19 protein-coding genes are annotated in these 23,173 nt (G+C 45.2%); 5 read left to right on the top strand and 14 right to left on the bottom strand.

Annotated elements, in window-relative coordinates; all coding sequences use genetic code 11:
- The first annotated feature begins 40 nt into the window (after window positions 1–40).
- Window positions 41–1,462 (top strand): iron-containing redox enzyme family protein, encoded by a 1,422-nt coding sequence (locus LOZ91_RS01095; protein ID WP_244782523.1) that lies wholly within the window; start codon window positions 41–43, stop codon window positions 1,460–1,462.
- Between the two features lie 64 nt (window positions 1,463–1,526).
- Here LOZ91_RS01095 and LOZ91_RS01100 read toward each other — a convergent pair whose 3' ends face one another.
- The 5 genes from LOZ91_RS01100 to LOZ91_RS01120 all read right to left on the bottom strand — a co-directional run bounded on the left by LOZ91_RS01100 (window position 1,527) and on the right by LOZ91_RS01120 (window position 10,058).
- The gene (locus LOZ91_RS01100; protein WP_074383045.1) at window positions 1,527–2,771 is read right to left on the bottom strand and encodes an NADH:flavin oxidoreductase/NADH oxidase family protein; all 1,245 of its coding nucleotides are present in this window, start codon (window positions 2,769–2,771) and stop codon (window positions 1,527–1,529) included.
- A 129-nt stretch (window positions 2,772–2,900) separates the two neighbouring features.
- Window positions 2,901–3,911, bottom strand: a complete 1,011-nt coding sequence (locus LOZ91_RS01105; RefSeq protein ID WP_244782524.1) for an ABC transporter permease — start codon at window positions 3,909–3,911, stop codon at window positions 2,901–2,903.
- Complete coding sequence (locus LOZ91_RS01110; RefSeq protein ID WP_244782525.1) at window positions 3,911–4,957, bottom strand: ABC transporter permease subunit; 1,047 nt, start codon at window positions 4,955–4,957, stop codon at window positions 3,911–3,913. The genes LOZ91_RS01105 and LOZ91_RS01110 overlap by 1 nt, the downstream gene beginning before the upstream one ends.
- Window positions 4,958–4,981: 24 nt before the next feature.
- Window positions 4,982–6,784 carry an extracellular solute-binding protein gene (locus tag LOZ91_RS01115; protein ID WP_244782526.1) on the bottom strand — a complete coding sequence of 601 codons (1,803 nt, stop codon included), beginning with the start codon at window positions 6,782–6,784 and terminating at the stop codon, window positions 4,982–4,984.
- Window positions 6,785–6,824: 40 nt separating this feature from the next.
- On the bottom strand, window positions 6,825–10,058 hold the full coding sequence (locus tag LOZ91_RS01120; RefSeq protein WP_244782527.1) for a LysM peptidoglycan-binding domain-containing protein: 3,234 nt from the start codon (window positions 10,056–10,058) through the stop codon (window positions 6,825–6,827).
- A gap of 208 nt (window positions 10,059–10,266) precedes the next feature.
- On the opposite strand from LOZ91_RS01120, the gene dnaQ reads away from it, so the two are divergent.
- The 3 genes from dnaQ to nudC all read left to right on the top strand — a co-directional run bounded on the left by dnaQ (window position 10,267) and on the right by nudC (window position 14,189).
- Window positions 10,267–11,643, top strand: coding sequence for a DNA polymerase III subunit epsilon (gene dnaQ, locus LOZ91_RS01125; protein WP_218209231.1), 1,377 nt, complete (start codon window positions 10,267–10,269; stop codon window positions 11,641–11,643).
- A gap of 126 nt (window positions 11,644–11,769) precedes the next feature.
- Entirely contained in the window at window positions 11,770–13,413 is a 1,644-nt protein-coding gene (locus tag LOZ91_RS01130) for a hypothetical protein (RefSeq protein ID WP_005096371.1), read from the top strand.
- On the top strand, window positions 13,413–14,189 hold the full coding sequence (gene nudC / locus LOZ91_RS01135; RefSeq protein WP_005171856.1) for an NAD(+) diphosphatase: 777 nt from the start codon (window positions 13,413–13,415) through the stop codon (window positions 14,187–14,189). Before LOZ91_RS01130 ends, nudC begins: the two co-directional genes overlap by 1 nt.
- 103 nt (window positions 14,190–14,292) lie before the next feature.
- Here nudC and LOZ91_RS01140 read toward each other — a convergent pair whose 3' ends face one another.
- The 4 genes from LOZ91_RS01140 to LOZ91_RS01155 form a co-directional block, all read right to left on the bottom strand.
- Window positions 14,293–15,180 carry an alpha/beta hydrolase gene (locus tag LOZ91_RS01140; protein ID WP_005171858.1) on the bottom strand — a complete coding sequence of 296 codons (888 nt, stop codon included), beginning with the start codon at window positions 15,178–15,180 and terminating at the stop codon, window positions 14,293–14,295.
- A complete protein-coding gene (locus LOZ91_RS01145) occupies window positions 15,170–15,856 on the bottom strand; it encodes a BON domain-containing protein (RefSeq protein ID WP_005096366.1) in 687 nt (228 codons plus the stop codon). The genes LOZ91_RS01140 and LOZ91_RS01145 overlap by 11 nt, the downstream gene beginning before the upstream one ends.
- Before the next feature lie 133 nt (window positions 15,857–15,989).
- Complete coding sequence (locus tag LOZ91_RS01150; RefSeq protein WP_005096365.1) at window positions 15,990–16,403, bottom strand: YraN family protein; 414 nt, start codon at window positions 16,401–16,403, stop codon at window positions 15,990–15,992.
- A 15-nt stretch (window positions 16,404–16,418) separates the two neighbouring features.
- Window positions 16,419–17,378 (bottom strand): penicillin-binding protein activator, encoded by a 960-nt coding sequence (locus LOZ91_RS01155; RefSeq protein ID WP_100357233.1) that lies wholly within the window; start codon window positions 17,376–17,378, stop codon window positions 16,419–16,421.
- 10 nt (window positions 17,379–17,388) lie between these two features.
- Here LOZ91_RS01155 and rsmI point away from each other — a divergent pair, with 10 nt between their 5' ends.
- The gene (gene rsmI, locus LOZ91_RS01160) at window positions 17,389–18,231 is read left to right on the top strand and encodes a 16S rRNA (cytidine(1402)-2'-O)-methyltransferase (protein WP_244782528.1); all 843 of its coding nucleotides are present in this window, start codon (window positions 17,389–17,391) and stop codon (window positions 18,229–18,231) included.
- A 94-nt stretch (window positions 18,232–18,325) separates the two neighbouring features.
- On the opposite strand, the gene LOZ91_RS01165 is transcribed toward rsmI, so the two are convergent.
- The 5 genes from LOZ91_RS01165 to LOZ91_RS01185 form a co-directional block, all read right to left on the bottom strand.
- Complete coding sequence (locus LOZ91_RS01165; protein WP_244782529.1) at window positions 18,326–18,580, bottom strand: hypothetical protein; 255 nt, start codon at window positions 18,578–18,580, stop codon at window positions 18,326–18,328.
- 170 nt (window positions 18,581–18,750) lie between these two features.
- Complete coding sequence (locus LOZ91_RS01170) at window positions 18,751–20,004, bottom strand: FAD-dependent monooxygenase (RefSeq protein ID WP_244782530.1); 1,254 nt, start codon at window positions 20,002–20,004, stop codon at window positions 18,751–18,753.
- Complete coding sequence (ubiH, locus tag LOZ91_RS01175; RefSeq protein ID WP_005096358.1) at window positions 20,001–21,209, bottom strand: 2-octaprenyl-6-methoxyphenyl hydroxylase; 1,209 nt, start codon at window positions 21,207–21,209, stop codon at window positions 20,001–20,003. The genes LOZ91_RS01170 and ubiH overlap by 4 nt, the downstream gene beginning before the upstream one ends.
- 117 nt (window positions 21,210–21,326) lie before the next feature.
- Complete coding sequence (gene yddG / locus LOZ91_RS01180) at window positions 21,327–22,232, bottom strand: aromatic amino acid DMT transporter YddG (RefSeq protein WP_180039475.1); 906 nt, start codon at window positions 22,230–22,232, stop codon at window positions 21,327–21,329.
- A 479-nt stretch (window positions 22,233–22,711) separates the two neighbouring features.
- A complete protein-coding gene (locus LOZ91_RS01185; protein WP_005171875.1) occupies window positions 22,712–22,951 on the bottom strand; it encodes a DUF378 domain-containing protein in 240 nt (79 codons plus the stop codon).
- Window positions 22,952–23,173 lie beyond the last annotated feature (222 nt).

The raw sequence follows: 23,173 nt of genomic DNA on the forward strand, positions 1-23,173 counted from the left end.
ACGTTAAGGTAACTGAAGAGATATCTGCAAGGATCAGATTATGTTCGTCAGCACAGAGTTAAGTTTGCCTTTATCGCCAAATAATAATCATAATTATCAATTTAAAAGCTTTAAGGATTGGGTCGACTTTTTTCAAGATACTGAAATCTCGACGAATACCAAAACCGAACAGGCTGAATCTTATTTGAGTGATCTGATTAAAAACCTCAATATAGATCCACTCGGATGGCTGGATCAGCCGGGACAAGTTGAACAGCATCTTTTAGAACAACATCATCAAATTTGTGCCAAGTTTCAGGCTTATCTGGGACGGCGTAAACAGCATCAGGCCCGGGAGTATTTCCCAACGGTTTCACATGCTTTCGAATTTCTGTCCAAGGTTGCACCGGTTAAACTGGTCGATGGTTCCTGGTTATATTCCACCGTACATAACTGCAATCAATCCGAGCTGAAAGATTTGATCTATATCTATCTGGAAGAACTGGGTCTGGGACATCCACGTGCCAATCATGTCACCATGTATCAGCACCTGTTAAGTCACTATGAGCTGAACAGTTATGCCGAACAACTGGATGCCAGTTATTATGAGCAGGCCGCGGTACAGTTAGCACTGGCTTATGCGCCGGCCAAATACTTGCCTCTGGTGATTGGTTTTAATCTCGGCTATGAACAGTTGCCGCTGCATCTGCTCATTACCAATTACGAATTGGCTGAACTCGGGATTGATCCCCATTATTTCAATGTGCATATTACGATTGATAATGCCCACAATGGCCATGCACAAAAATCCCTGCAAGCCTTTATCCAGCATTATGACAATGCGGAAGATCCAGAGACCTATCTTGATTTGATCAAGCAAGGCTATCTGCTCAATGACATCGGTAAAAGTTCTTCCCAGATTGTGAAAGAGCTAGATATTGAGCGCATGGCCTTAAAAGTATTCCAGAACAAGGCACTGATTGGCCAATATATTCATAATCAGAAATGTCAGTTTAGTGGCAAGACTATCAATGACTGGTTATCTGATTCGGCACAAATTTTCAAGTTCCTGAACGTGCTGATTGAGAAAGGCTGGATTATTAAAGATGCTTCTGTTGAACAGAGCCGTTTCTGGAAAATGATTGATCATCCTGAAGGTAAAATGTTTGGTGTGTTTAATGCGACTGAAAAACAGATCATTAAAGACTGGATTCAGGGGGCAACTTTAGCGACTCGGCTGTCTTCACGCAGCGCAGCGCCGTCTCAGGCGAAAGTTGAACCTGCCTTAAGCCGTATGGATCAACAACGTTTAAATCAGTTAAAAAATCGCTTTATGCGCTGTGAAGGTGCGGAACAGAAAATTGACTTGCTGATTCCCTATACTTCACCGCATATGCATCATACTGAAGTGGGTTTATGGGCCACTCGTCAACTGGGACAGTTATTATTTCCTTTCCAGACCCAGGCGATGCATTATTCTTAACTATATGATGAATAAAAAACCGGGCATTCTAATTGCCCGGTTTTTTTATGCTTAGATGATAAATTTAAGCCGATTTACGCGAATTCAACTGCCCTTTAATTACGGCTTTAACATTGCCTTTGAGGTAGTTCAAAAAGACTTTTAACGGTGACAGTTTTGGATTCGGCTGTTTGCCTTTGGCAATTTCCTTAAACTGCGCGGCATACCAGATAATTTCCATAATCGCCATTTTGTCAACCAGCGGAATACCGGTTTTAATTTTCTCAACCGCATAACGTACATCTTGCCCTGCAATCAAACGATCACCCAGATCCGGCTCTACCGCAAAAGGTCGGGCGATGCCAACAAAATCACACGCACCACTGTCGAGTGCAGCATTCATGCCGTCGACGGTTCTAAAGCCACCGGTCACCATGATATGGCAATTGACTTCCTGACGGATCTTTTCGGCAAAATCGAGGAAATAGGCTTCACGGGCAATGGTTGAAGCTTTGCGTTTGTCTTCTTTTACACCAGCCATGGCAGGCGCTTCATAACTACCGCCGGATACTTCAATGATATCAATCCCGGCTGCATCCATCGCCTTAAAGACATAGATCACATCTTCTTCACTCATACCACCGCGCTGAAAGTCAGCGGAATTCAGTTTGACTGAAATAATGAAATTTTCTGAGCTTGCAGCACGGACAGCCTGATAGGTTTCCAGCAGAAAACGGGTACGGTTTTCAATACTGCCACCCCATTGATCCTGACGCTTATTGGTCAGCGGTGACAGAAACTGGCTAATCAGATAACCATGTGCCCCATGCAATTGGACGCCTTCAAAACCGGCCTTTTCACAAATTTGCGCTGAAGTGGCAAAGCGCTGGATAATCTCCAGAATTTCAGTTTCAGTCAGCGCACGCGGTGTGCCGAAGCTGACGGCCAATGCCGGACTAAAAGGCACGGCCGACGGCGCAACTGTTTCTTTATTTAAGCCTTTGGGACACTGACGACCCGGATGTGACAACTGCACCAGTTGTACCATACCCTGCTGCTTGCCCACTTCCGCCCAGACTTTAAGCTGCTCCAGATCACGCTCGGTTTCTACCACCACCACGCCCGGCTCATTCTTGGCACGAAAGTCCACCATGACATTGCCGGTAATGGCACAGCCCAGTCCACCTTTGGCCCAGGCTTCATACAACTTGAAATGTGCCTGATTGGGCTGGCCGGCATCATTGGCCAGCGCCTCACTCATAGCGCCTTTAATAATACGGTTTTTGAAATTGGTATGACGAATTTGAATGGAATCGGCCAATTGGGTCATGATCTGTCCTGATATTACTTTTATTTTGTACTCGTTTATAACGCAAGTCAGGATAATTGACAATTCAACTTGTCAAATTTACACAATTTTCATCTGCTTATTTTTACGATGATTAAAAAGTTTCGTAATTTATTGTCTTGGATCAAAAGCATCACGCACTGCTTCGCCAATATACATCAGCAAACTCAGCACAATGGCCAGACTAAAGAAAGCTGATAAAGCCAGCCACGGCGCATTTAAATTATTTTTGGCTTGCAGCAACAGCTCTCCTAAAGAGGCTGTTTCCGGTGGTAGCCCATAGCCTAAAAAATCCAGAGCCGTCAGTGCGGTAATATTGGCAGTCAGCATAAAGGGAAGTTGTGACAGACTTGAACCGATGACATTCGGCAATATATGCCTGAACATGATTCGCCCATCTCCTGCACCCATACTTCGTGCCGCCCAGACGTATTCCAGATTGCGTGCACGCAGAAATTCAGCCCGTACCATGCCCACCAGAGTGGTCCAGCCAAACAACAGCATGATCAGAAATAGCCAGTAAATATTGGGACTAAACAGACTGACCAGCACCATGACCATAAATAGCATCGGCAAACTGCTCCAGACTTCGAGCAGTCGTTGCCCGATCAGGTCGATCCAGCCGCCATAATAGCCCTGCACAGCCCCCAGCAAAACTCCAATCGCCGCCGACAATAAAGTCAGCGCAAAACCAAATAAGAGTGAAACCCTCAAGCCATACAGAATCCGCGCCAACACATCACGACCCTGATCATCTGTTCCGAGCCAGTTTTGTGTACTTGGTGGCGAAGGCACCGGAACAGCCAGTTCCAGATTCGGGCTTTGATATGAAAATGGAATAATTGGCCAGATCGCCCAGCCTTTTTCTGCAATCAACTGTTGAACGGCAGGATCTTTATACTCGGCTTCGGTTTCAAATACCCCACCAAAAACGGTTTCCGGATAAGATTTTAAGATAGGTAAATACACTGCATGATCATATTTCACCAGCAAGGGCTTATCATTGGCAATCAGTTCTGCGCCCAAGGACATGATAAAAATAAGGCCAAACATAATAAAACAGCCAAATCCCAGCTTGTGCTGCTTAAAGCGTTGCCAGCCTAATTGCATCAAGGACGACATTAGGAGGATCCCCGACGTGAACTGAAATGAATCCGTGGGTCGATCAGTTGATACAGCAAATCGCTTAATAATCGCAATATCAGACCAAGCAAAGTAAAGATAAACAGAGTACCGAAAATCACCGGATAGTCGCGTTGGATGATCGCCTCAAAACCCAGAACACCCAAGCCATCGAGATTAAAGATAATCTCAATAAACAGGTTGCCGACGAAAAACACCCCAATTAATACTTCTGGCAAACCTGCGATCAACACTAATATCGCATTTCGAAACACATGCCGATATAGCACTGCATTTTCATTTAAACCTTTGGCCCGCGCAGCCAGAACATATTGCTTACTCAACTCTTCCACAAAGGAAAATTTCACCAGATAGGTCAAACTGGCAAATCCACCCAGCACCATGGCCAACAATGGCAATGCCATATGCCAAAAATAATCCTGAATTTTCCCGAAAAATGAGAGTTCGGCAAAATTTTCAGAGCTGAGTCCCTGTAACGGAAACCATTGCAGAAAAGATCCACCGGCAAAAAATACAATCAGTAAAATCGCAAAAATAAAGGCTGGAATGGCATAGCTCACCGCCAGCATTAAAGAGGTGATCTGATCAAAAACACTGCCATGTTTTCTGGCTTTGCCGATGCCTAAAGGGATAGACACCAGATAGATGATTAAGGTACTCCACAGGCCTAAAGACAGCGATACCGGTAGTTTTTCCCAGATCAGCTCAGTCACAGCCTTGTCTTTAAAAAAACTAGTGCCCAGATCAAACTGGGCATAGCGCCTTAGCATGTCCCAAAAGCGGATATGGGCAGGCTGATCAAAACCGTATTGAATATTGATCTGCTCGATCATCTCAGGGGTGAGGCCTTGCTGCCCCTGATACTGTAATCCGGTATGTGTCAAGCCATTGACCTGTTGTGCCTGATAAATCGCTTGTTCCAACGGCCCACCCGGTGCCAGCTGGATCACCATGAAATTGATCAGCAAAATGATCAGCAAGGTTGGAATCATCAGCAACAGACGCTTGAGTATATAAGTGCTCATGGCACTCCCTGATAGGCTTGGAGCTTAATGCTGTTTGAAATAATTGGCCACATGTTGAGCCTTTGCTGCATCGACCCACCAGTAGTCAATGCCCGCGGAGAGCTTAGGTTTAAGCTTGGGCTGCTGATACATGTTCCAGTAAGCATACCAGTATTCACCCGTACCATAAGTCGGAATATGATAATAACCTGCCCGCAGCAACCGGTCTAAAGCTCGGGTACTCTCAATCACCTGCTCCCGGTTCTGCGCCTGAATTACTTGCTTAATCACCGCATCAATAGCAGGATTCTGAATACCGGCATAATTATAGTTACCGACCTGCTTGGCAGCCTGACTGCTCCAGAACTGTTTTTGTTCCTGCCCCGGTGTCAGGGACTGTGGCATGCTGTCGACAATCATATCAAACTGGTAATTTCTTAGCCGTTCATAATACTGTGCGGTTTCGACCATACGAATATTCGCCTGAATCCCCAAACGTTTTAAATGACGCAAATAAGGCATCAGATGACGCTGCTGTTCCATCTGATGCAGTAAAAATTCAATCTTGACCGCTTGACCGGAAGCATTGACCAACTGCCCCTGTTGATAACGATAACCAGCCTTTAACAGCAATTGACGGGCTTTTAATAAATTCTGCCGGTTAAACCCTGATGCATCGGATTGAGGATATTGCCAGTCCTGAAGTACAGCCTGACGCTGAACCGGATGAAGCTTCTGCAAATGAGGCTTTAAAATTTGCAGCTCTTGGGCACTCGGCCGTCCACGAGAAGCCAGCTCGCTATTGGAAAAAAAGCTGTTCAGACGTTGATATTCACCATAGAACATGGCTTTATTCAGCCATTCAAAATCGTAAGCGAAACTTAAGGCCTGACGGAAGCGAATATCGGCAAAGGGCTGACGCCGGGTATTAAAGACCAGACTCTGGGTCGGGACCGGATTTTGATGCCGAAAACGATAACGTTTGACTTGTCCTTGCCGAACCGCAGGAAATTGATAATCCCTGATCCAGCGATTGACCTGTTTTTCCTCATGCAAAGTAAATTGGCCCGATTTAAAGGCTTCGAACTTGATTTCCGGACTACGATAATAACGATACTGGATCCGGTCAAAATTATAACGACCGCGATTCACCAATAGATCTTTTCCCCAGTATTGAGGATTGCGCTGATACGAAATACTGCGGCCGGGATCTATGCGTTCAATCACATAGGGCCCTGAACCCAGAATCGGTTTCAGCGTCAGGTCTTTAAAATCACGCCCTTGCCATTGCCGTTTAGAATAAATGGGCATCTGCGCGACAATCATGGCCATTTCCGGATTATGCCCAGATTTAAAATGCATTTTGATTTTTAAAGGTGACAGCACTTCCAGCTTATTTAAATCTGCCAGATACATTTGCAAGCCAAAATTGGACTGGGTCTGATAAAGCTCAAAGCTATATTTGACATCTTCCGCAGTTAAGGGTTGACCATTGCTAAAGCGCGCTTTCGGATTTAAATGGAAAATGATAAAGGCGGTTTTCTTGGGGTCAAAACTGACTTTTTCCGCCAGCAAGGGATAATACACCCCGGGCTCATCCAGTGATTTAGACAGCAAACTGTCAAAAATATAGTTGATCCCTTCAGTGACATTGCCTTTGCCATTCATGCTATTTAAATTATCAAAGCTGCCATCAGCCGCCAAAATCAGTGCACCACCTTTGGGGGCTTGCGAATTGGCATAAGGTAAGGATTGCAGATGGCTATATTTCGGTTGGCTATGTAGCGCAATATAAGGTGTGGTGATCAGGGCTGCCCAACTGGTATTCATTACCAGCGGGACAACCATGCTTAAAACAAATAAACTAAAAAATCTCACGATGAATGAATTAGTTTGGCACTTTAATCACATCACCAATACGTAGTTGTGTATTCGGTTTGAGATCATTCATTTCCGCCAGTTGATTGCTATTCATGCCGTAACGTGAGGCCAGACCGATCAAGGTATCGCCGCGTTTGACTTTATAATCAGTCACCAGTTTTGGAATCTGGATGGTTTGACTGACACGCAATCCGGCACGTGGACTGAGATTATTTAACTCGGCCAGTTCAGTGACCGTAATTCCTAAACGGCTGGCAATCGCATTCAGGGATTCGCCTGACTTGACGCTATAAGATTCAGTTGCTCTAGAAGACACAGGCCTAGCTGCCACTTTCACGTCTTCTGCTTTTTTATCCGTCGGAATATCACCCACAATTTTTAAACGCTGACCAATACGGACGTTGCCATTGGCATTCAGGCCATTTAAATCGGCCAGATACTTGACCTGAAGATGATACTGACGCGCAATAGAACTTAAAGTTTCACCCGATTTCACCACATGCGAATCGGATTTCACATGTTTCGACACCGTTTCCGCCACAGACTCACGCACGGGTTCAGCTGCCTCACCCGTCAGCTTTAAACGCTGACCGACGCGCAGGCCGGCATTACGAGAAATACCATTCAGGCTCGCCACCTGATCCATCGACAGATTGTATTTTGCTGCAATGCCGATCAAGGTATCACCCGATTGAACTGTATAAGTTTCAGGCACCTGACTGCCGGCTGGAATCTTGATGGTCTGGCCTATACGTAAACCGCTATTGGCAGCAAAACCATTTAAAGCTGCCAGCTCAGACACACTGAGCTTGCTTTGACTGGCAATGCTATACAGGGTTTCACCGCGTTTGACCTGATAATTTTCAGTGGCTGTCTGATCGACTTTAACATTTTCAAATGTCTGTTCAGTCTTTTGGGTCGATGCGGTCAGTGCTTCAACTTCCTGAAGTGGCACATTGATTTTCTGTCCCACCATCAAACTGCTACCCGCAGTTAAACCTGAGGTGAATGACGCCAGTTCAGCATTTGACAGTCCATAACGATCGGCAATCAGTTTCAGATATTCACCGCGCTTGACGGTATAGGATTTGGTTTGAACTTTGGCAGCTTCAGCTTTTTTAGCATCTTCTACTTTGGCTTTAGCTGCAGCCGTTTCTTTCAGCGACAGCTTCTGACCGACAAATAAACCACTGTTGGTACTTAAACCATTAAAATCAGCCAGCTGTTTGAGACTTAAACCAAACTGGCTTGCCACACTGGTTAGAGAATCATTGGCCTGAACCACATAAGATTCCGGCTTTTCTTTGGCTTTGGTTTGTTCCTGCACCGGCTTGGCATCATACAAATAAATCGTGGTGCCTACATATAGCGTAGAGTTTGGATCGATCTGGTTCCATTTCGCTACATCACGCCAGTTCACCCCATTTTTTGCTGCAATCAGTGCCAGATTATCCCCCGGTAAAACCTTATAGGTACTACGCTTGCCCTTAGGCGCGACCACCACCACTTCAGAATCAGTCTTGACGTAATTTTTACCCTGGTTCAACTGGGCTTCGACCGAAGTCGCTGTGGTATTGTCAGCAACTTCTTTCGGATAAGAGAAGCCTTTGGTAAGTTCCTTGCCTTGCTGCTCAGCCACAGACAGGCTGGTTTGAATAGCCGTCAGCTTGATTTTACCATCATAAGGATCGACAATTTCTGTGCCTGCCGGCGCCAATGCTTTCAGCTCTTCAACTACCTGAGCCTGCTCTGCCGGTGTTGCAACAGGCTGCAGAACGTCATCCACAGTTTTGTCAGTTTCCTGCGCGGTGACGACCTGCTGAACTTGCTGACGCTCGGCTGCAGAAATCGGTGGTTCGACCTGAATCTGTTTCGCTGGCGCTGCCGGTGTCACGGCGACCGGAATACGTGGCGCACTTGGAATCGGCAAATCACTTTGGGCAGCAAAACTGGCCAAGGCAGATGAGCCTCTAGGCGTTGAAATCTTTTTCGTGGTCTGTGCCACTGTATTTGCCGTTGTCACCACAGGTGCAGTCGTTGCAGGCCGAGTACTGGCAAGAACGGGTGGAGTCTGTTTTGCCGGTGTAATCGTTTTCGCATTTAATACGGGAGGCGCAGCTTTGGTCGGCACCACTGGGGTGGTGTTTTTCGGCAGATTGCTGGCACTACTCGCAGATAATCCGCCGGAACCAGATAGTTTTTTCAGCTTTTCATCAACTGAAGGACTGAGGTCAGCAGGAATCAAAATACGACGCGGACTGGTAGGGTCAATATGATCACCACGATGCCCCGGGTTCAATTGATACAGCTCCGCACGGCTCAAACCGGTGATGGCTGCAATTTCATTTAAATTGGCCACGCCTACAGGCACTTCACGGAAATGCGGACGGTTGGCAATTGGTGGCAGGCTCACCCCATACTGACCTGGAGTTTTAATAATTTGTGCAACTGCCAGGAAACGTGGCACATAGCTCATGGTTTCTTGTGGCAGTTTGAGTGACCAGTAGTCGGTCGGCAGACCTGCTGCCTTATTGCGGTTAATCGCCTGCTGAATACGTCCCGGGCCGGCATTATAAGACGCCAGCGCCAGCTCCCAAGAACCAAACTGGTTATATAAACTGCCTAAAAACTCATAGGCTGCACGAGTCGATTCCACCACATCACGACGACCGTCGTATAAAGGGGTCTGTTTTAAACCATAAATACGGCCTGTGCTTGGAATAAACTGCCATAAACCTGCCGCTGCTGCACTACTGGTCGCTGCCGGGTCATAGGAACTTTCAATAATCGGTAATAGCGCCAGCTCGGTCGGCATACCACGGCGTTCTGCTTCTTTTACCGTGTAATATAAATAACGTGAGGCACGCGCACTTAAACGGTCCAGATAAGGCTGACGTGAAATAAACCAGCCGCGCTGCGCATCAATCCGCGGATTCCAGACACTTAAATCCATCTTGAAACCCACAGTCATGCGTTTCCAGACATCACCATGTTTCAGAACCAGTAAACGGTCGCCTTCAACTGCACGCATATCGGTTGCAGAAAGCAGATCTTCCAGTCCATCCAGACTGCTGGCATCCAGATATTGTGATCCAACTTGCTTGCTTTTCGCTGTTTGGGTCGCACTTTGTGTAGATGAACAGCCCGTCAGTCCCAAGGAAGCAAGTGCAGTTCCCAGTACAGAAAATTTTAGAAATGTAGGTAATGTCGGCTGCCACAAGATTGCGGTTGGTTTATACATAAAAAAATCCAAACAACTCGTATATAAATTTATTTTTTAGATATGCCATTGTAGTGAAGCAGGTCGAAGACACAAGGCAATAATTTACCGTGATTTCACGTTAAATGTTACAAGAAATTAAAAAATCCGGGACATATAGATTGATCGACTGCATTTGCGCTATACAATAAGCCTTCCAGCTTGTTCTCTTTTGATCGGATTTTAATTTATGTCACACACTATCACACTTTATGTTGATGGCGCTTGTCGCGGCAACCCGGGTTTAGGCGGTTGGGGTGCGTACATTATTAATGGCCAGCAAGAACACAAAATCTGTGGCGGTGAAGACCATACCACCAATAACCGCATGGAACTGACAGCTGCCATCGAAGGCATTCTGTTCTGTGACAAACAGGATAAGCTGGTGATCTATACCGATTCCAATTATGTCAAACAAGGCATTACCGAATGGATTCACGGCTGGAAAAAGAAAAACTGGAAAGACGTCAAAAACCCTGACCTGTGGCAAAAACTGGATGCAGTCTGTCAGGGACGAGAGATTGAATGGCACTGGATCAAGGGTCACGCCGGGCATGCCGGCAATGAAATGGCCGATCAGCTGGCCAATCAGGGCGCCGATGAAACCCTGAAAAAATCCAAGCAAAGCCCTTCAATGTCTGAAGATAAAAAAAAATCTGAACCCGACTGGCTGCTAGATGATCCTTTCGGTCTGGATCTGGCCGAGAGCGAAGAAGAGCTGGACGATATGCAGGAAGAAGAAATCATTGAATTGAATGAAGTTGCCGACCCCGAGCAAAGTGATCCAGCGCTTCAAGAGGTGGATGCAACCGTTGCCAATAGCTCGCAACTACATCCCCAGATTGTGATTACCCCCGCAACCTTACAATTGCATGGCCCGCGACAATTGATTCTGGATACCGAAACCACCGGTTTTTATTATCAGGATGGTGACCGGATTATTGAAGTTGGCGCGCTGGAAATGATCAACCGCAAACTGACCGGCAGCTCGATTCATATCTATATCAATCCGAAAACACCGGTCGGCGACTCGGTCAATGTCCACGGCATTACCGATGAGTTCCTGCAAGACAAACCGTTATTTGAGGAAATCTCTCAAGTATTGTTTGACTATTTGCACGGTGCCGAAATTATCGCGCATAACGCCAGCTTCGATATGAACTTCCTGGATATGGAATTCAAACGGGCAGGTTTTAAAGCCCTGTCCGAAGTTTGTGAAGTAACCGATACCCTGGCAATGGCCAAGTCCAAGCATCCGGGGCAGAAAAACTCGCTGGATGCCTTAGTGCGCCGCTACGAGATTCCAAAGCGTGACCGTACGTTCCACGGTGCCTTGCTCGATGCGGAAATCCTGTCTGATGTTTATCTGGCGATGACCGGTGGACAGGTATCTTTTGATATCGATGCTTTGTCTCATTCTGACGATCAGAACAACCGTTCAGGCATGGCCAGAGTTGAAATTGAACTGCCGGTGATTCTCCCCTCAGAACAAGAATTGCAGGAACATGAGAAATGGATCAAACAATTCGAAGAAAAACATGGAACTGCTTGCCTTTTCTCGAAATAAAATCTACATTTCCGAGCATGCTTTAGGTTAAAAACTACAGTTCTTCAGTTATAGTAAATACAAAGAGGTTCCGCAGCTTTAAGCGGGGCTCATATATAGATAATACTTCAGGAAAGGTGCAGATCCATGTCTTACCAAACCTCTATACATTTTGATCCAACAGCCTTACTGATAATAAAAAATGAGGTTGATAACTCGATCAAGTTAGTCGAATCAGCAGTAAGCACCTTGGTAGAAGATCAGACTTTACCTTTTGGCATTGATGATGCATTAAATCAGTTCGAACAATGTGCCCAAGTTCTGGCACTCATCGACATGTCCAGCCTGGCAAAAGTCGCTCATTATTCAGCAGAACTGATGCGCAAGATTATGGGGAACCCGGCACAGGTCAATACGCAGGACGTCATTGCCCTGAGTGAAGGCACCACCATGCTGAAACGCTATATCGAATTTATCTGCCTGCGTGAAGTAAAAATTCCACAGTTCCTGCTCGACACCCTGAACCGTCTGGAAATTGCGCTGGGTAAACCGCTCACCAGTGAAGGTCAGCATATTGAATCCCTGCTCGATCTGATCACGCCTGACTTTCAGTTACCACAAGCACCCGGTCTGGAAAAATCCAAATATGTTCAGCGTCTGTACAAGCTGTCCCTGAACAAGCTGCTTAAGCAGGAAGAAAGTGAACTGGATCTGCAGGCGATTAAACTGGTGGGGGCTTATCTGGCTGGGCTCGCTCAATCGCACACCAGCAAACAGTACTGGAATCTGGTTTTCGTTGCATTCAGCAATATTGATCACTTGCTGATTAATGAGCCACGTCTGCGCACTCTGGTGAGTATCGAGCGCAACATGGCACAATATTTTGGCTCGCCGGACAGCTTCAAGGCTTCACTTGCAGACCTAGCCAATGTCCTGAGTCTGTGTATTAGCCAGGAAGATGATACTGCACAACATATCCGCAGTCAGCTCAATATTGGTGAAGACCTGCTGACCGATATGCAGTTACAGGTCTTTAGTCGCCACCTGTATGGTCCAGACTTTGAAACCATGCATACCATTAGCGAACTGGTGACCACAGAAATGGCGCAGATTCGTAATGACATCGAGTTTAACTATCAGAACATGAGTCCTGAAAAAACTCAGGAATTGCAGGCACAGCTCAATAATCTGGCCAACATCTTCAAAGTATTGAACCTGAATGAAGCCTATCATGACCTGAACCGTCAAGCTACTTCACTGAGCCAGACTGAAATCCTGAAAGATCCGGGTTTTGCCCAGCAGTTGATGAATGTGATCCTGTCTGCCATGAACTCGATTGGGGTACTGGAACGTCATCACACCTCGAGCCGTTTGCAGCTGCGCGTCAACAACATGAATATTTCTCTGGACCGCCTGGATGAAGCACATGCGGCTTTACTCACTGAAACCAAGGCCCTGATCGAGCTTTCCAGCCAGATTCTGAGCAACTATCTGCAAGATCAGGACTTGGCTGCACTCGAACCTGTGCCAGTACAATTCTGTGAAATTGGCGGGGCGATGCTGTTCCTGAATGCAGAACATGTTCGTACTGCATTCACCACCACTGCAGCATTCATCAAGAACCGTATTGATCTATCAATGGCATTAACGCCGGAAGAGATTCATCGTGCTCTGGATACTCTGGCGAGTGCCGACATGATGATTGATAACTTAAAGAACAAACAGCCTGTTTTACAGGCTATGTTTAAGGTAGCATTGGACAGTAGTGAAAAACTCAAAATAGTTGCCTAATGTCCAAATTATCACTTGCTTATATTTTTCAGCAGCAGCAACTGCTGGTCGATCAACATTTTCAGCTTCCACAGGTTGAAGCCCTCGCAAGTGATTTGTTACTCCACACGGGTGATCAAGTGATTGCCCGTGACCTGCTTCCCGATGAGCCGATTCCTGCAGGCTTGCAACTGGTACCCATCCGCCAGTTATTACAGTTCTGGAATACCCAGCAATTCGAACAGGCCAGCCGTGCGGTACAACTTTTAGAATGGCGCCGGAATCACAAATTTTGTAGTCATTGCGGTACGGCCACCGAAGCACATCCGCTTGAACATGCGATGCTCTGTCCATCCTGCAATTATCGTCAGTATCCACGGGTCCAGCCTTGTGTCATTACTGTCATTACCCGGGGTGAAGACGAAATTTTGCTGGCCAAAAACGCGCGTAATACCAAAAGCCAGATGTATGGCCTGATTGCCGGTTTTGTTGAAGTTGGCGAAACGCTGGAAGAGGCAGTACGTCGTGAAACGCTGGAAGAAGTCGGTTTAGAACTCAAGAATATTCAGTATTTGGCTAGCCAGCCCTGGCCGTTTCCAAGCAATCTGATGATTGCCTTCAAGGCTGAATATGCCGCGGGTGAAATCGAATTACAGCAAGAAGAAATTAGCGATGCACAATTCTTCAAATTCGATCAGCTGCCTGAAATTCCGTTCAAGGGCAGTATTGCCCATGCCATGATTATGCATGTAACTCAAGGTACGGCAGTCGCAGACGATACCAAGACCTGGCTCTAGCTCTTATTGATCTCAAGTTTGGCTGAACCAATAAAAAAGAATCCAAGGGAGATAATCTCTTGGATTCTTTTTTTATGTATTGCTACTGGGTTAAATCCCGTTATTAGTCTCGAGATCTAAATGCATCCTCGAGTGCCCAAAGCACCTGCGCTTTGGTCTGGAAATAGCGACTGAACAAACTAGATAATGAACCTACGATTGTAATATGGCCAAGTTTCGGAATATGAATCAAATGGCTATGATTGCCCTTTTCTCGCAATACCCGATCTAGATCCTGACTATTGAAATGGCCAACGATGTTGTCCTTCTCGGCAATAAACAGATAATGCCGGGTTGGGCTATTTTTAACAAAATAATAAGGCATGACCTGCTGATATGGCACCGCCTGATCAAAAGCATCGGCACAAATCGGATCATTCTTATAATCAAAATGATAAGGCCCCGCCAGACCAATAATCGCACGGATTAGACTGTGGTCAATGCTGGCAGATTGCGGATGATACAGTGCAGACATGACATTGAATGCCCCAGCCGAATGTCCCATCAAAACCAGGTTTTCAGCACAGATATCTAACCGGCCGGCAGACTGCTGCAAGTGGTTCAATAATAAATGCAGATCATGAATATAGGCTGGGAAAATATGTTGTGGTGCCAGATGATAATTCATCACCACCACATCATAGCCTTCTTTGGCAAAGGCCTCACCAATGAACTGATAATCCTTTTTATCCCCATGCAACCACGCGCCGCCATGTACAAAAACAATCAGGGGGCGATGGGGCAAAGGCTGCTGGCTACGGAACAGATCAAAGCGTTGCCGTGATTTTAGACCATAAGCCAGCTGAGTTTCGATCGTGTAACCCTGTTTAGGCGTTAAACGATTCAACGCATAACTGCCAAAATCATAGAGTCTAAATGCTTTATAGCGTTGCTGGACTTCCAGAATCTGATTCGACAATTGGTTTTTAAAATGACCGACCTTATGGAGCATCGGTTGGTTCAACCGTATCAGGATCTATCGCAACCGGCGTCTGTTCGATACCGGGCTGTGCATAAGCAGGTGCTGCAAAGTTCTGACTGCTCAGATTTGAAGACTGTTCAACATTATCAATCAGGGTCACAATTTTGGTGACATTGCCCACTTGCTGCAATACCTGATTCAGGTCAGCAATTTCTGCGCTGTTCAAACGTCCCATCACATACAGCACGCCATCTTCAGTATGCACATGTACTTTACTGTCCGCAACCACAGTGGCTTTCATGATCAGGCCACGGGTATTAGCTGTGACCGCAGTATCCTGCATGATGGTGCTATAGCTGATCTGGTTGCCTACAGTAATAAAATTATGTACCGCTTTGACATCGCTCATGGATTTGACATTGTCTTCTGCCAGCTGCTTGAGATGTGCATCGGGCACCTGACCGGTCAGCAAGACATTGCCATGAAAACTTTCAATATTGACCCGGGCCTGTTTGAAGCGCGAATCTAGTTTATAAAGATTAATTTTTGCAGTACGGACAATCGAGGAATCAATAAACACCTGCCCCAAGGTACGCGCCCCACTCTCAGTTCCTACAGGAGCCGTACCTGTGCCGCTAGAAATAAAACTGGCACAACCTGATAAACTTGCGACACACAGCATTGTTATTGCAATACGCTTAACCACTCAGCAAGACTCCTTCATTTTATTACGTCTTTTTCAATCTAATAATCTGTCTTTAAGCTCAGATCATGGCAACTCTGCTTGAACTTTACAATGATCTTGAGGCAAATATAAGCATCTTTAGACCTTATTTTATTCACAGATTAATAAACTCTTGATCAAAAGTAAAAGCATTTTCAATCCATTCCAGATCATAAGGGTATTGCGAAAAGTCATGCTGTAGGGTTTTTGCAAATTGCTGTTTAAAATCAAAACAAATCACGTCAAAACGATAGTAATAGTGTGCAAATTGTGGATTTTTCTGAATAAAGCACATTGCCGTCTTGAGCATCTTGCCCTGTTTTGCTTTCGACACCGACTCGATCGCTTGCGCATATCCGGTGTGTGCACGAGCTTTGACTTCAACAAAGATCAGCTCCTGTTCACGTACCAGAATCAGATCCAGTTCACCATAACGGCTGTGATAATTGGCTGTAAGCAATTGAAATCCCTGCTGCTGCATCAGTTGGGCGGCTTGCTGTTCTGCCCATGTACCTAATTGCTGTCGCATTATTCTCTTTCCCTGTTAGAGCAGCTTTACACCTGTGCCACTGTACTGAAAACATTGCGGAGTACGCTGGACACCGTGTTCAGTGATCTGAATCCGGCCGGTTCTGCCCTGAAATTCAATCGTTTGCAGCCGCGGCTGAGATAAATACTGCTGGGTGATGTGCCAGGCATCGCCGCCAAAAGCAATCAGGCGCTGATAAGACAGATTAACCGGTTCCTTGGCATAAGCTTGCAGCACATCCGGCCAATCCGCTAAGTAAAGCACTGGAACATCACAAAACTTGATCCCTTGTGGCAGCTTGTGCTGTTCGCTCATGGCATTGGCTACGGTATACATCCGTGAACGATTTAATTCAGGCATGACAGCCATCCATTCTGCATTGCCCAGAAACAATAATCCCTGCTTGGGCATTAAAAATCGTGGTGGTTTATCTACGATTTTAAATTTCAGATCACTCTGGCTCAGCAAGGACATCAACAACAGTTCATGCTCCGCTTCACTGCCCGGCTGGCGTAAAATCAGCAGTTGCCGAATCCCGTCTTTGAATAAAAGTGCTTTTAAGGCAGCGGCATCATCTTTCTTGGATAGACTGAACTGCCAGACATTGGGAGAGACATCAGCCACTTCATTCAGGCTGAGGGTACGTACTTTGGGTCTGCTGTTCAGCAGTTGTTCCACGTCGCTACGTGCCAATGGCCCCACCACCATTCTGGTCTTTTTATTGACATGCTGTTTAAGTAGCTGGGAGATATTTTTCTGATTGGCATTGACCCATTTCAGCGGAATCTTGTGTCCTGAAGCGGTATAGGCACTGAGAAAACCCTGTTTGATACTCGATGCAGCTCGCGCCAAAGGCCCGGATTCGGGTAGAATGATCAACACTTCTGCTTGAACGCTGCTGATGCAGCTGACTAAACACAAGCCCAATATTTTATTTTTCATCTTCCATTTTTTATTATTCAATTTATTCCACATGGAGAAACCTATGAGTGCTCAGTTATTTGTTGTTGCGACTCCAATCGGGCACTTAGATGATATTAGTTATCGTGCAGTTCAGGTCTTGAAATCGGTGAGTCTTATTGCTGCCGAGGATACACGAACTTCCGCACAGTTGCTCAAACACTTTAATATTCCAACACCTTTGACTGCCTGTCATGAACATAATGAAAGCAACAAGATTGATCAGCTGATCCAGCGTCTGCTCAATGGCGAAGACATGGCCCTGATCAGTGATGCAGGCACGCCGCTGATTAGCGATCCCGGCTTTAAATTTGTCCGCGCTGCACAAGCACATAATATCCGTGTGATTCCTGTGCCGGGTGCATGTGCTGCGATTGCGGCCTTAAGTGCCGTCGGCTTGCCGAGTGACCGTTTCAGTTTTGAAGGTTTTCTGCCATCCAGACAAAGCCAGCGTCTGCTAAATCTGGAAAAACTCAAAGATGAAACCCAGACTTTAATTTTTTATGAAGCACCGCACCGGATTCTGGAATGTGTCAAAGATATGGCAACGGTATTTGGTGCAGACCGTCCTGTTGGCTTTGCGCGTGAAATTACCAAAACCTTTGAAACCATCAAGAAAATGACTTTGGGTGAATTGGTCGAATTCATTGCCAATGATCACAATCAGCAAAAAGGCGAAATTGTTCTGGTGATTGGCGGAGCAACCCAGGAAAAAGATCTGGATCAGGAAAAGCTGGATAAATTATTGAACCGCTTATTGCAGGATCTGTCAGTTAAAGCAGCTTCACAACTGGCAGCAGACTTGACCGGTATCAAAAAGAAAGTGGCTTATCAGCGTGCATTAGAACTGACGTCAGCCAACGACTAGTCTGATTGCAGATATTTTTTCAGCTGTACTTTTCGCAAAAAAAACACCACATTCATTGTGGTGTTTTTTTTATCTGGCCAAATCAATGAGCAACTTATTCTTTGGCCACTGATTCATCTGCCGGGACTTCAACAATACGGCCACCACTGGCAAGGAAAGCCGCAATTTCATCTTCAAGTGCCTGACGCTTCTTTAATTTGGCAGTTACAGTCAGGGTTTCAGCTTCTGCAAGATCGGTATCATTTACGACCTCGGCAGTATTTGCTGCGCCTTTCTCGGCTGCTTTTGCTTCATCGTCATCGACGATTGAATCTTCAACGTCGTCATCATAATCATTCATGTCTGTCATGTGCTTCTCCCCAAAAAATGAGCGCTGGCTTTGCATTTAAAGTCAGGTGTCGAATTAAGTGAAATTTAGCAATCTATCTGGCATTCGCCTAGTACCAAACATTAAAAAATCGTATCTTTTTTAAACAAAATCGTTACTCTTTATAGATGTTTGTTTAAAAAATTTACACTTCAACACGAAGTAGCATAACGCGTGTCTTTTAGTAAGCTCAGACCATTGGCCTGCGCCATAAAGGCATCTTTTAATCTAGGCTGATTTTCGACCTGTTTCAGACCGAAATTACGTGCCCAAACCATCGGGAAAAATGAAGTCGTTTCCATCCAGCCAATCGCAGACATGCTGTGCATCATGGCATCGTTTTGTCCTTTACGGCGGTGCTCATAACGCTTCAGGCTTTGCTCATGTGCCCAAACGCCACGCGCTCGGTCATGCAACAACACATCACAAAGCACAGCAGCATCCAGACAGCCAATATTCACCCCTTGACCTGCCAGCGGATGAATCACATGGGCAGCATCACCAATCAAAGCCAGACCATCTTGAACATAGTGTTGGGCGGCACGTGCTTTTAATGGAAAAGTCGCACGTGGTGTCGCTTGTACGACCTCACCGAGCATATGATGACTTTCACGGGTCAATAGCTGTGTAAAGTCAGCATCTGACAACCCTGCATATTCTTCAGCATAATCATCCGGCAAAGTCCAGACGATGGATTGCCAATGTCCCTGCTCTTCTTTTTTTAAGCTGGCCATCGGTAAAAAAGCCAGAGGGCCAGTTTCCAGAAAAATCTGGCGCGCCATATGCTGATGTGGCTGTACAGTTTGAATCGCACAGCTGATCCCGGCCTGTTGGTAATCCAGCACATCAATATCAATGAAAGCTTGCTCACGGACAAAGGAGTTGGCACCATCTGCACCAATCACCAGTTTGGTTTTAAGCTGTGTGCCATCGGCCAGATGAATGATCCAGACACCGACTCCACGTTCTACCCGGCTGACTTTAACCTGAGTACGGTAATCCTGTACATCGTCAAGCATCTTTTGCTGAATAGCCAGATTCAGGATACTCGGCTCTACCATCGAGCCTAAGGCCTGTTCTACTGAGGGTGTTTTTTCTGAAGGCTGGCCGAAATTAATGTCACCATAGCCATTTTTATTCCAGACCTGCATACCGGTATAAGGCTGCTGACGTGCCAGTTTGTTCCATACGCCGACTATTTTTAATAGATGAATGGTTGCCTGACTCAGTGCCAAAACACGTGGATTTGCCACATCTAATGTCTTATCTGCGTCTAAAATTGGGGCAGCGTCTAAAACTGTAGGCTGCACACCACCTTGCGCCAGCAGAAGTGCAGTCAGTCCACCAACCAGTCCACCGCCAATAATGACCACATCCAAGATTTCGTTATTTTGATTTAAGCTCATGCTTTTAATCCCATGGCATAATTCGCAACCAAAGGTTTAATGCCTGGAATATTTTCAAAGCAGATTAAGCCTGTGTTACGCATCAGTTTGAGGAATGGATTCTGGTTACTAAAACCGCGTACCACTGAATCACAGAATTTAATGACCCGCTGCTGATCTTTCAGGCGTGATTTTTCGTAGTCCTGTAGCATGGCTGCATTGCCTAAATCAGCACCCTGCTCAAGCTGCTCTGCCAAATAGCGATTAAGCACATAAGCATCGCGCATACACAGGTTAAAGCCCTGTCCGGCGACAGGATGGATGGTATGGGCAGCATTGCCCATCAATACCACACGGCCAACGGCCTGTTTTTCTGCCAGGACTTGAGAGAGTGGGAAGCTAAAACGGCGACCGGTTTTCTGGAATTTTCCGGCACGATCACCATAAGTGTCCTGCAAGGCATCAAGAAAATGCTGATCATTTTCATCGCCCAACCATTCACCTTCTGTGCCTTTTTTTACCGGCCAGACAACGGAACGGCGATATTCACCCGGCAATGGCAATAACGCCAAAGGGCCTAAATGACTGAAACGCTCAAAACCAACATGACCATGGGGCTTCGAGGTTTGTACTGTGGTCACGATCGCGACCTGATTATAATCGTGTTCTGAAGTACCAATGCCCAATGCTTTACGGCAGAAAGAATCACGACCGTCTGCGGCAATGACCAGTTTAGATTGTAAAGTCAGCTCAGATTCACCACGCTGCGCCTGAATATAAGCACAATCGGCATCTTGGGTCAGCGATGTGACTTGTACACCATCAATCAGTTCAATCAGTGGCTGTTGTTTCACTTGGGTCAGCAGCACACGGCCGAGCCAGGCATTTTCAATCACCTGACCGAAACTTTCGACTTTTTCCTGTTCTGCTTTTAGGCATGCCTTACCAAAGCTGCCTTGTTCGGTAATATTGACTTCCAGAATTGGTGTGGCATGTTGCTGTAGTGCATCCCAAAGGCCGAGTTCCTGATAGATCTGTACACTACGGCGCGACAAGGCACTGTTACGCGCATCAAAACTGGAATGATACGGGGCAAGATGTTCATCATCATAATCTGGATATTTGATGGCTTCCAAAAGTTTGACTGCAATATTGGTTTTCGCCAACATCAGTGCGAGGCTTAAGCCCACCATACCACCACCGACAATGATGACTTCTTGTTGCATGCTGTAATCCTTTCAATGTCGTATCTAAGTCAATAGATACTTATAATCATGATGGATTTTATATTAGCTCAAAAAAATTCTTTTTTATAATGAAATAGCGTGTCTCGCCTCTGATGTTTATTGTTTCCGGGTGGCCAACCAGCACAGAATTGCTCCAGCCGTAACCATTGCCACACCCTGCCAAAAACCAAAAGACAAAGACGTACTCAGCAATAATGCTGCAAATAAAGCAGATAACACCGGAGTAAAATAGGAAGCACCCGCCATTAATGTCATGTTTCCAGAAATAATTCCAATATTCCAGGCACCATATCCCAAACCTAAAGCTCCGGCTGCCATAATCAAAGTGACGGTATTATCATAAGTAAAATTAAGCGCCGCGCCATTCATCAGGAAATATTTGATCCAGAGCACAACCGCAGCAAGGGCAAAGAATATCGTGACCAAGTTTTTACCTTGAGAGGTTTTTACGGTCACGGAACAATATGCAGCCCATAAAACCGCTGCAGCAAAAGCTAAACCATAACTAAGAGGATTAGCTTTCAAATTGCTCCATATTTGTAAGAGATCAAAGCCGGTATCTCCGCCTAAAACCCAACAAATTCCAACCAAGGCCAATAGGCAACCAGGAAGAATTAAGAGATTGGCTTTAACGTTGTTAACAATGATTGCAAATAATAAGGTAAAAGTCGGCCATAGATAATTAATCATCCCTACTTCAATGGCTTGCCTACTATTTTGAGCATAACCAATAGAAAGGGCAAAACATAATTCATAAGCAACAAATAAAAGACTTCCCCACCATAAATAAGGCTTTGGAATAGTAGAAAGCTTGGGTAGACCGATGGTAAAAAATAAAATAATGGATGCCACACTGTAAATCAGGGCAGCACCTGCGACCGCTCCAAAACTCTCACTGACACTACGAATTAAGCCAACATTCGTACTCCAGAAGATGACCGCAGAAAGACCAATTAAAGTCGCGACATTTCGATTAAATACCGGTAGAGCGTTTAAGAGCATGTGCTATTTACTCAGAATCAAAGATATTCAGATATATGCTTTTTTAGTTTTAAAGATTAATTTTTCGACTCATTCAAATCATGCAGTGAATCAGAATGATAGTAAATAATGCAGACTTAAATTTTAGATAAGAACTGTAACTTTCAGCTAAATTTATAGTTTTGTATGACTAAAATTGGCACAACATTTATTTTTTTAAATCGTCACTTAGCTTTTAAGGAGAACTAAGATCTACAGCTTGGAGGTAAAAAAACTTCATTTGTTTATGGACGTTTTTTCCTCATAACTCCGCTATTTTATGGCTATCCAAACACCCAAAATGCTGTCTTTGTCAGCCAGTCATCTAGCTCAAATCATCATAATAAAACGGAGCCTCAGCTCCGTTTTATTGATAACTATTCCATCCACTCAAGCCGAATTTTAATTATTTAAAATCAACCTTGTAGGGATGTAAGTCATATAGATTAATCGTTGGCGTATTAACGCACCACTCGGCTATTCGGCTCAGTGTGATGCACTGTTTTTCCTAATTTCGTACCAGTATAGATCAGGTACAATGCCGACAAACCAACCAGTACATAAACAATTCGAGAAAGCGCAGTCATATCACCAAAGATTGCAGCAACCAAATTAAAGTCGAATGCACCAATTAAACCCCAATTGATGCCACCAATAATTGTTAAAGCATAAGCAATCCAGTCAATCGTATTTAGTCTCATAAGTCTTCTCCTGCTGTTCTTTAAGTTTATTTAAGGATCAGAGAAAGTATGAGAAGCAAAGCGCATTTAATATGTAGCTTTGATGCTAAAAACCAATTTTCTGTGTTGAATTCCTGTCAATTTTTAAGCTGCAAATTTTAACTGGGTGAGTTTTATTTGACTTGTTCGTGATAAATGTAATTGAAATCTTTTTTACTATCGTTGCGCAATCTCTCAAAAGAT

Origin of the sequence: Acinetobacter sp. F-1 (assembly GCF_022869025.1) — a bacterium.
In the GTDB taxonomy this organism is placed as follows: Bacteria; Pseudomonadota; Gammaproteobacteria; order Pseudomonadales; family Moraxellaceae; genus Acinetobacter; species Acinetobacter pseudolwoffii.